The 14,688-nt window shown below is 64.3% G+C and carries 2 protein-coding genes (1 of these 2 running past the window's edge); both read right to left on the bottom strand.

The window, feature by feature from the left end:
- Window positions 1-287: 287 nt before the first annotated feature.
- Window positions 288-3,518 carry an amino acid adenylation domain-containing protein gene (locus LOY31_RS09740; protein WP_258713162.1) on the bottom strand — a complete coding sequence of 1,077 codons (3,231 nt, stop codon included), beginning with the start codon at window positions 3,516-3,518 and terminating at the stop codon, window positions 288-290.
- Window positions 3,515-14,688, bottom strand: partial view of a non-ribosomal peptide synthase/polyketide synthase gene (locus tag LOY31_RS09735; RefSeq protein WP_258713161.1) — the 3' portion only. 2,374 nt of this gene lie beyond the right edge of the window; the window shows 11,174 of its 13,548 coding nt (coding positions 2,375-13,548); the start codon falls outside the window, past its right edge — the gene reads right to left on this strand; its stop codon occupies window positions 3,515-3,517. The genes LOY31_RS09740 and LOY31_RS09735 overlap by 4 nt, the downstream gene beginning before the upstream one ends.

The raw sequence follows: 14,688 nt of genomic DNA, 5'->3' as shown, positions 1-14,688 counted from the left end.
CCCGCCGCTGTCTGCACAAGTGAGCCGCGCACTCGATGGCCCTCGGGCGATCTGTCAGTGCGCGGTCGACCGGCCCCTCCCCGGGCACGGTCATCTGGCTGGACAACGGCGAAATTTTTCGCTGAACAAATCCGGTGACCTGGCTGCCCTGCCCGACCCGATTTGCCCACATACCTTAGTAAGACGCAGCACCTCCAAAAAACCGGAATGAGTTTATTTATCATTAGCGCAAAAAGTTAAAAAAAAGGCCGACGCTGTTGGGCGACGGCCTTTTGTTTCATGCCATGTCAGCTGCCTTGCGCAGCCTTGGCGGCTTGCAGCTGCCGCGCCTGCTCGGCCAGGCGGGCCTTTTCCTCGGGGCTCATCGCGTCCATGCGCAGGCGTACCTGGGCCATTTTCTCCAACTGGCCCGGGGTGCTTTCCACCGCCCGCAACGCCATGGCCAACGACGCCACGGTCGGATGATCGAAGACCAGCCCCGGATGAACTTCGCACTGCAGCAACTTGCGAATCCCGGCCACCAGCTTGATCACCAGCAACGAATGGCCACCGGCGGCAAAGAAATCGCGATCAACGCCCAGCCGCTCGAGCCCGAGCAACTGCGCCATGCGCGAGGCCAGCAATTGCTCGAGTGCATCGCGCGGCGCGACACCTTCGTCATCCGCCGCCCTGCCCGCCAGCTGCTGCAATGCCTTGCGGTCGATCTTGCCGTTGGCCAACCGTGGGAAACGGTCGATCAATTGCAGATGCTGCGGCACCATCACGCCGGGCAGACGTGCGCTCAGTTCGGCGCGTGCAGCGTCCAGCAAACCCGCCGACAGGCCCTGATGCGCGACGACAAAGGCCAGCAATCCCTGCTCGGCGGACGCGGCCGGCAGCACCAGCGCTTCGGCCACCGGCGCCAGACGCAGCAGCTCGGCTTCGATCTCCGCCAGTTCAATGCGGAAGCCACGCACCTTGACCTGCTGATCGCGCCGACCGTGCAACTGAATGCCGCCGTCCACGCGATAGCGCGCCAGGTCGCCGCTGCGATACAGACGCTGCGCCGGATCAAACGGGCTCTGAATGAACGTCTGCTCATCAGCTTCGGCATTCAGGTAGCCACGGCACAACTGCGCACCACCCAGGTACAACTCGCCCAGCACACCGGCCGGCGCCAGACGCAACTGCGCGTCCAGCACGTAAACCTGGTTGTTGCCCAACACCTGAGTCAGCGCCGAACAATCGCCGGCAGCGCCGTGCAGATCCAGCGGATGAACCATGACCCCGACCGTCGCTTCGGTAGGACCGTAGTGGTTGAACACCCGGCAGTCGCTGCGCAACCGCGCAATGCGCTCGATCAGGGTCGGGGCAATCGGCTCGCCGCCGAGCACCAGGGTGCGCGGCAAGGTTGCCCGCTCGCTGTCGAGCAGCGCGGCGAGGTGCGACGGCACGATCTTCAGGCAGTCGATCTGCTGCTGTTGCAGGTACTCGGCGAACAGCGCGCCGTCCTGCATCTGCTCATCGCTGGCAACGTGCAGCGTGGCCCCGTTGAACAACGCACCGAACAACGCGGTGTTGCCCAGGTCCGCCGCCACCGTCGAACTGAAACCGACGTTGCGGCACTGTTCCAGCCCCAGGGCCTGACTGGCCTGAGCCGTGTAGTTCAGCAATTGCCGATGCTCGATCACCACGCCTTTCGGCACACCGGTGGAGCCGGAGGTAAACAGCACATACGCGATGTCGTGGCCTTGGGTGGCGAGCGCCGGCAATGCTGCACTCGACTGGCTGACATCTGCCAGCGTCAACGCCTTGTGCGGCTGCCCCTGCCAGGCCGGCAGATGCGCGGCGTCGGTCAGCAACAGTGCGGCGCCGGCCTGTTCCAGCATCAAGGCCTGACGTGCCTGCGGCCATTGCACATCCAGCGGCAGATAGGCCGCGCCGATGCGCCAGCTCGCCAGCATGGCGATCACCAGATCCGCCGAGCGCGGCAGCGCCAGCGCAATGATCGAGCCCTCACCCAGCCCCTGCGCCTTGAGACCTTGCGCAACGCTGTCCACGCGAACTTGCAACTGGCCGTAGCTCAATGACTGTCCGGCGTCGGTCAGGGCAATCGCATCCGGGGTGCGCAGCATCAGATCGGCGATGCGCTGCGGCAGAAAACGGCTGTCGGCCAATGGCTGCGCAGACGGATTGATGGCCAGCAAACGCTGCTCTTCGGCATGACCAAGCAGGTTGAGCTGCGCCAGCGGGGTGTGCGGGGCGGCGAGGATCGAATCCAGCAGAACGCCGAACTGCTCCAGCACCACGCTCGCGGCTGCCGGCGAATAACGCGAGTTCGCGTACCGCAGTTCCACCGCCGCCGGTTGCTGTGCGTCGTCCAGTTGCACCTGCAACAAGCATTCAAAGGCATCGGGCTGCACCGGCAAGGCATCCGACACCGTCCAGCGCAAACCGCCGCTGTTGCCGCTGCGACCGGCCTGGCCAAGCGTAAAGCCGTAGGCCGGGCGCGCCGCGTCGGGAGCCAGATCCGGGGTCCAGTATTCCTGCCAGGTGCGGTGTTCTTCGAGGCCTGCGGCCAGTTCCACCAGCCAGTCGCTGAAGGCTGCGCCGGCCGGCAACGACACCGACAGCGGCAAGGTTTTCTCGAAAACACCTACGGCGCTGGCGAAGTATTCATAGTCGCTGCGGCTGTCGTGGCGTACACCGACCAGCACCTGCTCAAGCCCGCTCAAGCGGCCCAGCAACACCCACCAGGCACCTTGCAACAGCGTTGCGACGGGCTGGCCGAGCTGCTCGGCCAGGGCCTGCAAACCTGCGCGTTGCGCCGGTTGCAGCGTCAGTGACAGGCGCGAGTCGGCGCCGGCCGTTGCCTGACTTGCACTGCGGGCGGCCAGCCAGGGCGTGGCGATGTCGACCTGGGCACCTTGCAGCAGTTGCTGCCAATAAGCCCGCGCCGTGGTCGCGTCTTCGTCGAGCACCACTTCGCTGCGCCATTCCAGGTACTGGCTGAACTCGCCCGGCGCCTCATCTTCGGCAGACTCGGCACCGGCGTAGGCTTGCTGCACCTGCTCCAGCAGCAGATTCAGCGATTGCGCATCGGCGCTGTGGCGAGCGATACCGATCAGGCACTGCCATTGCTGCGGCGCCAGTCGATAAAGCATCGCCTGGACACCCGCCGATTCGCCGACCACAAAAGCACGGCCCATCGACTCTTCGATCTGCGCCTGAACGTCCTCGACACCCTGCTCGGTTGCCTGAATCGTCAGCGGAAAACGGACGGCCGGGATCGCGCTCTGGCGCAAGCCATGGAAACCGGCGACCTTGTTCAATTGCGCCAGCAACATCGGCTGTTGCGCCAGCAGCGTATCGAAAGCGGCCTGCAGGCTTTGCGGATCGAGGTCGCCCTCCAGGGTCACACTCAACCAGCGCAATGCCTCACCGCAGGTCGCCGTGTTCGACAGTTGCTCCAGCAGCGCCTGCTGCTCGGGCGTCAGGGCGAATCCGCTTTCCTGCGTGTCCATCATGACCTCGTTCATGCTCCGGTTTCCTCGGTGTTCACTGCGCCCGGGGCGGTTTGCCCGGCGGCCGGCGCACGTTCAAGACTGCTGTGGTCGTACATGTCGCCCATCGCCACGACAATCTTGCGCGGCCCCTCGAACGGATCACGGGCATGGGCCACGAGCATGTTGTCGAGCAGGATCGCGTCGCCTTTCTGCCAGTCGAAACGTACGGCGCACTCCTCGTACAGATCGCCGATGCGCTGCATCACTTCGTCTTCGATCGGGGTACCGTCGCCGTAGTACACGTGACGCGGCATGCGCTCGGGCCCGAACATCGACAACAGGTCCTCACGCACATCCGGCTCCAGCCAGTAGATGTGGTGCAACTGCACCTGATTGAAGAACGACTTGGCGCCCGTGATCGGGTGACGAATGATCGCCGGCCCCGGTGTGCGGGTTTGCAGTTCGTTGTTCTCCAGCCAGCGCCACTCGATGCCGCCGGCCCGGCAACGGGCTTCGACTTCGGCGCGGTCTTCGGTCTTGAAGAAGTGCTGCCACGACACATCGAGGTTGTCGGTGAACGTGCGCACGTACAGCAGGCCCTTGGACTCGAACTTGTCACGCAGGTCGGCCGGCAGTTTTTCGTACATCAACCGGCAATCCACCACCGGCGTCGCACCGCCCACCGGTGCAGCCACCTCGCAATAGAACATCTGCTTGCGCGGCCAGCGGTCCTGGTGGGAGCTCTCGTTGTGGAACAGGATCATCTTGCGTTCCGGGTACGGCGTTGAGCGGTAAGTGTTCTTGCCGCCCTCCTTCTTCGGCAGGTCGCCGTACTGGCCGTACAGGCCCGGTTGAATCGCTTCGGCGAACGCTTCGAAACCCTGAATGCCATCGAGTTCGAAACCACGGAACAGGATGCCGGCGTGGGTGGCGAGTTTTTCTTCGATCAGCGGCCGGTTGTTCTTGATCCATTCGATCAAGTCCAGTTGCGGCTCGTTCGGCTCCACCAGCAGCGGGAACGGCTGGGGTGCCGCGATCAGCGATTCGCGTACCGGGGCCGGGCGAACCTTGGCCACCGGGGCGGCGCCGCGCTTGAGGAACCTGCCCAGTTTGTCGGCCTTGGGTCCGGGCGCAGCGGGTTTGGCGGCCACTGCGAAATTGTCGACTGGCATGCTGATAGCTCCCAATTGAATGTCCTGATCAGCGACGATCTGTTCCAACAGGGCTATCCAGGCCTTCACCAGGTACTGAATGCGCTCGTGTCCGAACAAGGTTGTGGCGAATTGCCAATTACCCAGCAATTGCCCTTCTTCTTCGTCAACGAACAATGCCATGTCGAATTTAGAATGGGTCTGCAACGCCGCCAGCGGTTCAACGCTCAAGCCACCCATCGATTGCGTGCGCCCCGGCAGGTTGTTCATCACGAACAAGACCTGCACCAGCGGGTTCATGCCCTTGTGACGCGGCACGCCACAGCTTTCGACGATCATGTCCAGCGGCAGGTCCTGATGCTCCAGCGCACCGAGCAGGTTGTCCTGCGTGCGGGCCAGGAAGTCCGAGAACGCGCTGTGCGCCTCGAAGCGCGAACGCAGCGGCAACACGTTGACGAAGAAGCCGATCAGACGTTCCAGCGCCGGCTGCTCACGCCCGGCAACGTCCGCGCCGACCAGCACATCGTCACCGCCGCTGAACTGATGCAACAGCACCTGGAACGACGCCAGCAGCGTGCTGTACAGCGTCACCCCGGCGTCGGTGGAGACCTTGCGCAAGCCCTGGCTCAGATCCGCCGGCAGACGGAACTGCACGGCATCGCCGTCGTACGACGCCACCGCCCCGCGCGGCTTGTCCAGTGGCAGGTTCAGCTGCCCGCTGTAACCGTCGAGCCGGTCTTTCCAGTAAGCCGCCTGCTGACCGAGAACGCCTGCGCGCTCCAGTTCCTGTTGCCACAGGGCGAAGTCGGAGTACTGCACGTCCAGCGCCGGCAACGGCGTGTGGTCGCCCGCCTTGCTCAGCTCGTAGATTTGCACCAGCTCGTTGACCAGCACGCCCATCGACCAGCCGTCGGAGATGATGTGGTGCATCGAGAACAGCAGCACATGCTCGGTCGGCGAGAGGTGCAGGATGCGCCCGCGCCACAGCGGCGCCTGCTCCAGGTCGATCGGCGTGTGCGCGTTGTCCAGCACCGCCTGCGCCACTTGTTCTTCCTGGGCACTGCGCGACAGACCGGACAGATCGAGCACCGGGAAATCGACGTCGACCTGCTCGGCGATCAAGGCGATCGGATCACCTTCATCGTCCTGAGAATACGCGGTACGCAGCACCTCATGACGGCGCACCACTTCGGCGAAGCTGCTGATGAACCGCTCGGTCGACAGCTCGCCGCGCAAGCGCAAGGCCAGCGGCATGCCGTACGCCGAACTGCCGCCGGACAACTGCTCGGCGACCCACAAGCGGCGCTGCACCAGCGACAACGGTGCCGTCGACTTGGCGCCAAAGGCCTTGAGCGGCAAGGCCTGGCTGCCAGCGTCGGCAGCCGTCGGCGCCTGGGCCTGACTCATCCACGCCGCCAGATCCTTGAGGCGCGGATGGTTGAACAGATCCCGCAGACCCAGCGTACCGGTGGTCAACTGACGCAAGCGCGACACTGCCTGAGTGGCCAGCAAAGAGTGCCCGCCCAGCTCGAAGAAGTGGTCTTCGCGGCTTACCTGATCGAGCTCCAGCACGTTCTGCCAGATCGCTGCGATCTGCTGTTCCAGCTCACCGACCGGCGCCACGAAGTCTCCGGCCGAAACCACACTCTCGACGCCCGGCAAGGCCTTGCGATCGATCTTGCCGTTCGGTGTCAGCGGCAGGCTGGCGAGGAACAACAGGTGCGCCGGGATCATGTAGTCCGGCAGGTTCGCCTTGAGCTGCGTCTTCAAGTCTTCGCGCAGCAAGGTTTGCGCGGCAGCATCGGCGTTCGCCACCGCCGCATCGTCCATCACCACGTACGCCACCAGTTGATGGCTGGAAGCGATCGGTTGCGCCACCACCAGTGCCTGGCTGACGCGCTCGATCTGCAACAGACGGGCCTCGATTTCGCCCAGCTCGATACGGAAACCGCGCACCTTCACCTGATGGTCGATACGCCCGACGTACTGCAAGGTGCCGTCGGCCTGATAACGGGTCAGGTCGCCGGTGCGGTACATGCGCTCGCCATGGCCGGCGAACGGGTTGGGCACAAACTTCTCGGCGGTCATCGCCGCCCGGCCCAGATAGCCTCGGCTGAGGCCGGCACCGGCCAGGTAAAGCTCGGCCGACACGCCCAGTGGCGCCGGTTGCAGATCGCCGCCCAGCACGTAACTCGCGGTGCGCGCCATCGCCCGGCCGATGTTGGCCGTGCCACCCGCCTCACGACGGGTCCAGGTGGAATAAACGGTGTCTTCCGACGGGCCGTACAGGTCGATGACGTCTTCGATGCTCGCCTGTTTGTAAAGCAGGTCCACCAGATTCTGCTTCAGCGCTTCGCCGCACAGATTGATGAGCCGCACACCCGCCGGAATGTCGCCGCCGTCCTGCAAGGCATTGATCGCCGACGGCACGGTATTGATCAGACGCACCTGATCGCGGGCCGGCAGTTGCGGCAGTTCCAGCGCATTGCGGGCGATGATCAGCGAGCCGCCGTTGGCCAGGGTGACAAACAGCTCCCACACCGACAGGTCGAAACAGACCGAGGTCGAAGCCAGCACGCCTTGAATGTCATCGCGGCTGTAGGTGTTCTTCGACCAGTCGCTCAGCGCCATCACGTTGCTGTGGGTGATCGAAACACCCTTCGGCTTGCCGGTGGAACCGGAGGTGTAGATCACGTAAGCGAGATTGTCCGCGCGCACGTCCGTGACCGGCGCAATCGCACTGTTGGCCGACAGGTCGAGTTGATCCAGAAGCAACACTTGCGTATCGCCACCGACCGTCAGAATCGCGGCCACCTCGGTTTCAGTCAGCAGCACCCGGGCGCGGCTGTCTTCGAGCATGTAAGCGACCCGATCCGCCGGGTAATCAGGGTCCAGTGGCACGTAGGTGCCGCCGGCCTTGAGCACCGCCAGCAGCGCCACCAACAGTTGATCGGAACGCTGCATGGCCACGCCGACCCGCACTTCCGGGCCGACCCCGCAATCGATCAAACGGTGAGCCAGACGATTGGCCCGGGTGTCGATGTCGGCATAGGTGAACGACTGATGACCGAAGGTCACGGCCCGCGCGTCCGGCTGGGCAGCCACCTGACGCTGGATGGCCTGGTGGATGCACAGCGCTTCGAGGGCATTGGCCTCCACCGGATTCCAGTCATGCACGATCCGTTGCTCGTCCGCCGCTTCCAGCAGGTTCCATTCGCCCAGGCAGCCTTCGGCGCTGAGGTCGAGGCGCGTCAGCAGGTGTTGCAGCTGCGCGGCCAGTTTGACCACGGTCTCGGCGGCGAAGCTTGTGCGCTGATAGCTGAAGTGCACGGTCAGCTGCTGGTCGAGGTTGACCATCAACGTCAGCGGATAGTTGGTCTGCTCGTAGCGGTCGACCTCGCCGAAGCGCAGATCATCCGATGCGGCCTGTTGCAAGGCTTCGGCAATCGGGTAGTTCTCGAACACCAGAATGTTGTCGAACAACGCCTCCCCGCTCTGCCCGGCCCAGCGCTGAATGTCGAACAGCGGCGTGTGTTCCTGCTCGCGCAGCAACAGATTCTGCGCCTGCACCTGTTGCAGCCATTGCGACAACGGCTGTTCGGCACGGGGGCTGGCGATGATCGGCAAGGTGTTGATGAACAGGCCGATCTGGCCTTCGACGCCGCTCAACTGCGCCGGACGACCCGAGACCGTGGCGCCGAACGCGACCGTGTCCTGCCCGGTGTAGCGCTGCAACAGCAACAGCCACGCGGCCTGCACCAGGGTGTTGACCGTGACCTTTTGCACGCGGGCAAAACGGTTGAGTTCAGCGGTCGCGCCAGTGTCGAGCGTGAGCAGGTGCTCGCCCTGGCCTGCCACCGAGCTGTCCGCGCTGTGCGGCACCGCATCGGCCAGATAGGTCGGCATGTCGAAATCGGCCAGTTGGCCCTTCCAGAAGTGCTCCGTGACCTGCGCGTCCTGCTGCGCCAGCCACTGGATGTAATCGCGATAGCGCCCGGCCCCGCTCACCGGCGCCTGGCCGTGGTAGCGCTGCAGGACTTCGCCGAGCAACTGCGAGTTGCTCCAGCCGTCCATCAGAATGTGGTGCGAGGTGTAAATCAGATGGAAGCGCTCGGCTGCCACCCGCACCACCACCAACCGCAGCAACGGGGCCGCGTGCAGGTCAAAACCCTGCTGACGCTGCGCACGTTCCAGCTCGCTCAGGGCCTGTTCCAGGTCGCTGCGCTCACGCCAGTCGAGCACGCTGAACGGCACCTGCAACCCCTTGTGCACCACTTGCAGCGCATGGGGCAGATCACCTTCCCAGACGAAACCGCTGCGCAGCACGTCATGGCTGTCCATCGCCGCTTGCCAGGCCTCGCGGAAACGCTCGACCTGCAAACCATCCACGGCCACGCACATCTGGTTGATGTAATCGCCCGACTGCTGCGCGTAGAGGGTGTGGAACAACATGCCTTGCTGCATCGGCGACAGTGGATAAATGTCTTCGACCAGACGCGGCGCAGTCGGCAAACCGTCGAGCTGAGCCTGGCTCAGACCCGCCAGCGGGAAGTCCGACGGGGTCAGGCCTTCCACGCCCGGCGTCAGGCAGTGGCCAATCAGCGCGGCGAGTTCATCGGCGTAGTCGCGGGCCAGCGCTTCAATGGTGGCGCTGTCGAAACGTTCTTCGCTGAAGGTCCAGCCGACGCTCAACTCACCGCCATACACCTGACCGTTGAGGGTCAGCCAGTTGCCCAGCGGCGCATCCGGGCTTTGCTCCATACCAGCGTTGTCCGGCGCCGGCGCGAACAGCGCGCCGTCATCGGCTTCGAAGCTGCCGTCGAACTGACCGAGGTAGTTGAAGGTAATGCGCGGGGTCGGCAACGCCTTCAGGCTGCTTTGCGCGTCGGCATCACCGAGGTGACGCAGCGCACCGAAACCGATGCCCTTGTTCGGGATCGAGCGCAGTTGTTCCTTGATCCGCTTGATCGAATCGCCCGCGCCTTCGGCCGGGGTCAGGCGCACCGGGAACAGGCTGGTGAACCAGCCCACGGTACGGGTCAGGTCGACGCCGTCGAACAGCTCTTCGCGACCATGCCCTTCCAATTGAATCAGCGTCGACGGCTGCCCGCTCCAGCGCCCGATCACCCGGGCCAGCGCGGTCAGCAGCAAATCGTTGACCTGGGTGCGATAGGCCGCCGGGGCTTCTTGCAGCAGTTGCCGGGTCAGCTCCGCGCTGAGGCGAGTCTGCACGGTTTGCGCCAGACGATTCTGCTGGCCGGCATCGAGACGCTTGCACGGTAGATCGGTGCTGACGTCGCTCAGGCACGCCTGCCAGTAGGCCAGTTCTTCCTGCAACGCCGGGCTGTTGGCGTAGCGCTGCAAGTGTTCGCTCCAGTCCTTGAAGGCACTGGTCTTGGCCGGCAGGCTCAGGGCCTGCCCGTTGCTGGCTTGCTGATACGCGGTTTGCAGGTCTTCCAGCAGAATCCGCCACGACACGCCGTCCACCGCCAGGTGATGAATCACCAGCAACAGGCGTTGGCTGCCATCGGCCAGATTCGCCAGCACCGCACGCAGCAACGGGCCGTTTTGCAGGTCGAGGCTGCGCTGGGCGCGGTTGCCCAAAGCTTCAAGATCCGCGATGTCGGCAATGGTTTCCTGCCAAAGCAGGTCTTGCGACAAGGCGTCGACCGCCAGATGTTCGGCCTGCCAGACGTTGCCCTGCTGGCTGAAACTCAGGCGCAAGGCATCGTGATGGATGACCAGCGCGCGCAACGCTTGCTCGACCTTTTCGGCCACCAGCGGCTGACGCGGTTTGAGCAGCACCGACTGGTTCCAGTGGTGACGCTCGGGGATTTCGTCCTCAAAGAAATGTTGCTGGATCGGCAGCAGCAACGCCGGGCCGGTGACCGGTTGCTGATCGATGGTCGACTCGCTGTCGCCGATCTGCGCGACCAGCGCCAGACGCTGCACGGTCTGGTGCTGAAACAGGTCTTTGGGATTCAGACGGATACCGGCCTGACGGGCGCGGCTGACCACTTGAATCGAGATGATCGAATCGCCGCCCAGCTCGAAGAAATTGTCGTTCAGACCGACTTGCGGCAGCTTCAGCACGTCCTGCCAGATCTCGGCCAGACGCTGTTCCAGTTCGCTTTGCGGTGCCTGATACGCCTGCTGCGCCTGACTCGCATCCGGCGACGGCAAGGCACTGCGGTTGAGTTTTCCGTTGGCGGTCAGCGGCAATTGTTCGAGCAGCAACAGGTGCGCCGGGATCATGTGATCCGGCAGGTTTTCCTTGAGCGCGGCCCGCACACTGTCACGCCACAGGCCCTGTTCGGCAGCGTCGGCATCGAGCAATGCAGCGTCGCTCGGCACCAGGTACGCCACCAGTTGCTGACCACTGAGGCCCGGTTGCGCCAACACCACGGCCTGACGCACGGCGGACTGTTCGAGCAGCTGCGCTTCGATCTCGCCGAGTTCGATGCGGAAGCCGCGAATCTTCACCTGATAGTCGATCCGGCCGATGTATTCGATCACGCCGTCGGCGCGGTAGCGCGCAAGGTCACCGGTGCGGTACAGACGACCGCCATCGGCGGCAAACGGATCGGGAATGAAGCGCAGCGTGGTCAGGTCCGGACGGTTCAGATAACCCCGGGCCAGACCGGCACGACCGACGTACAGCTCGCCGATGCAACCCTTGGCCACCGGGTTCAGGTCGCCGTCGAGCAAGTACCAGGACAAGTCCGGAATCGGCTCGCCGATCGGGCTGCTGGCATCGCGTTGCAGGTCGGCCAGCGAGATCGGCCGGTAGGTCACGTGGACCGTGGTTTCGGTGATGCCGTACATGTTGATCAGTTGCGGGGCCTGATCGCCGAAGCGCTCGAACCATGGGCGCAGGCTCTTGACCTCCAGCGCCTCGCCGCCGAACACCACGTAACGCAGGGCCGGTTGCGCCGCCGCATGTTCCGGGGCGCACGCCACTTGCATCAGTTGCTTGAATGCCGACGGCGTCTGGTTGAGGACGGTGATCCCTTCACGGCACAGCAAGGCGTAGAAATCTTCCGGTGAACGGCTGGTCTCGTAAGGCACCACCACCAGTTTGCCGCCGTACAGCAGCGCGCCGAAGATTTCCCAGACCGAGAAGTCGAACGCGTAGGAATGGAACAGGCTCCAGACATCCTGCGGACCGAAATCGAACCAGGCATCGGTGGCCTTGAACAGGCGCAGCACGTTGTGATGGGCGAGCAAGGTGCCTTTCGGCTGACCGGTGGAACCGGAGGTGTAGATCACGTAAGCCAGGTTGTCCGGGCTCATGGACACCTGCGGGTTGCTGTCGCTGTAGCCTTCGAGGCCGTCGCGTTCCTGATCGAGCATCACGCTGCGCACCGAATCCGGCACCGGCAGACGGCCGAGCAGATGACTCTGGGTCAGCAGCAAAGCGATGCCGCTGTCGCCGATCATGTAGGCCAGACGATCTTCCGGATAGGTCGGATCAAGCGGCACATAGGCGCCGCCGGCCTTGAGGATCGCTAGAAGGCCGACGAGCATTTCCAGGCTGCGCTCCACCGCCAGACCGACGCGTACGTCCGGCCCGACACCGCTGGCAATCAACTTGTGGGCCAACTGGTTGGCGCGGCTGTTGAGCTCGCCGTAGCTCAGGGCCTTCTCGCCGTAAGTCACGGCCACCGCTTGCGGCGCACGCGCAGCCTGCGCCTCGATCAGTTGATGCAGGCACGCCTCGCTCGGGAAATCGGCCACGGCCGGGTTCCATTGCAACAGCGTTGCCTGACGTTCAGCCGCGTCATGCAACGGCAGCTCGGCGATGCGCTGGGCGCAATCGGCGACGATGCCGTGCAGCAGATGGGTCCAGTGCTGCGCCAGACGTTCCATGGTGACCGCGTCGAACAGGTCGGTGGCGTAAGTCAGTTCGGCCCAGACGTTGTCCGCCGATTCGAACGTGTCGAGGGTCAGGTCGAACTGCGCGGTGTGCGAGACCCAGCTCAGGCCTTCGATCTCGATCTTCGACAGACGCGTGGCGCCTTCGGCCTGACGGGCCTGGCTCTGGTGGTTGTGCAGCACCTGGAACAGCGGACTGTGGCTCAGGCTGCGTTCTGGTTGCAGCGCATCGACCAGTTGCTCGAACGGCAGATCCTGGTGGGCCTGGGCGCCGAGCACGGTGTTTTTCACTTGCTGCAGCAGGCTGCGGAAGGTCTGCTGGCTGTCGAACTCGGCCTTCAGCACTTGAGTGTTGACGAAGAAGCCAATCAGGCCTTCGGTCTCGACCCGGTTACGGTTGGCCACCGGTACGCCGACACGAATGTCGGCCTGGCCGCTGTAGCGGTGCAGCAGGGTCTGGAACGACGCCAGCAGCAGCGCGAACAGGGTGACGTTTTCCCGTTGTGCGACCTGCTTGAGGCCGGCGGCCAGTTCGGCGCTCAGCGGGATGTCCTGACGCGCGCCACGGTAGCTTTGCTCCGGCGGACGCGGACGGTCGGTCGGCAGCTCCAGCAACGGCTGGTCGCCGTCGCCCAGTTGCGCGGTCCAGTAACTCAGTTGACGCTCGCGCTCACCGGCGTCCATCCACTGGCGCTGCCACACGGCGTAGTCGGCGTACTGCACCGGCAATGCCGGCAATTGCGCAGTCTTGCCTTCGCTGTGCGCGGCATACAACGCCACCAGCTCGTTGACCATGATGCCCATCGACCAGCCATCGGACACGATGTGGTGCAAGGTGATGATCAGTGCGTGGTCATCGGCTGCGAGGCGCAGCAGTTTGACCCGCAGCAGCGGGCCTTTCTGCAAATCGAACAGGTGCAGGGTTTCGGCAGCGACCAAGGCTTGCAGCGCGGAATCGTCCAGCTCGCGATCGATGGTTTCGACAGCGATGTCCAGCGCTGCCTGAGCCTGGATCACTTGCAGGGTCTGGCCCTGCTCTTCGACAAAGCAGGTACGCAGGGATTCGTGGCGGGCGATCAGCGCATCGAAGCTGCGCTGCAACGCCGGCAGGTCCAGTTCACCGCGCAGGCGCAGTGCGGCCGGCACGTGGTAGGCGGTGCTGGTCGGCTCCAGTTGCCAGAGGAACCACTGACGTTCCTGAGCGTAGGACAGCGTCAGCGGTTGCAGACGCGGCAACGCCACAATCGGCGGCTCTTGATGTGCCTGCTCGACGCCGAGGGCGGCGACGAAATCCACCAGCGTGCTGTGTTCGAACAAGGTGCGCAGCGGCACCTGCACGTTGAGCGCCTGACGCACTCGGGAAACGACCTGGGTTACCAGCAGCGAATGGCCGCCGAGCTCGAAGAAGTTGTCGCCCAGCCCCACCTGCTCCAGTTTCAGCACCGCTTGCCAGATTTCGGCGACGGTGTGCTGGGTGGCGGTCTGCGGCGCGATGTAGATCGACTGCAACTGGCTGGCGTCGGGCGCCGGCAAGGCCTTGCGGTCGACTTTGCCGTTGGGGGTCAGCGGCAGTTGCGCGAGGAACAGCAAGTGCGCCGGCACCATGTATTCCGGCAACTCAGCCTTGAGGCTGGACTTGAGCGCAGCGCGCAACGCGGCTTCACCGTCGGCATCCAGCACTTCACCGGACGCTGGCACCACGTAGCCCACCAGCTGCGGGCCGGTCGGGCCGTCCTGAGCGACGACAACGGTTTCGCGCACGCTGTCGAGCGCCAGCAGGCGCGCTTCGATTTCGCCCAGTTCGATGCGGAAACCACGGATTTTCACCTGATGGTCGATCCGCCCGATGTATTCGATCACGCCTTCGGCGCGGTAACGGGTCAGGTCGCCGGTGCGATACAGACGCTCGCCGGTGGTCGAGAACGGATCCGGCACAAAGCGTTCGGCGGTCAGCGCAGGTCGCTGGAAGTAACCCCGCGCCAGGCCATCGCCACCGATCAGCAGCTCGCCCGGCGCGCCGAGCGGATTGAGTTCCAGATCACTGCCGAGGATGTACAGCGCGGTGTTGTCGATCGGTTTGCCGAGGAACGGACGGCTGTTGTCCACGCTCAGCGGATGCAGCGCCGACCAGATCGTGGTTTCGGTCGGGCCGTAAAGGTTCCAGACCTGCGGCGAGC

This window comes from Pseudomonas sp. B21-021, from assembly GCF_024749205.1.
In the GTDB taxonomy this organism is placed as follows: domain Bacteria; phylum Pseudomonadota; class Gammaproteobacteria; order Pseudomonadales; family Pseudomonadaceae; genus Aquipseudomonas; species Aquipseudomonas paraglycinae.
This window is presented reverse-complemented; position numbering and strand designations above follow the sequence as displayed.

Bases quoted from the DNA above. Each gene is read 5' to 3' on its own strand.
- LOY31_RS09740 (WP_258713162.1), bottom strand. From the start codon at position 3,518: ATGAACGAGGTCATGATGGACACGCAGGAAAGCGGATTCGCCCTGACG.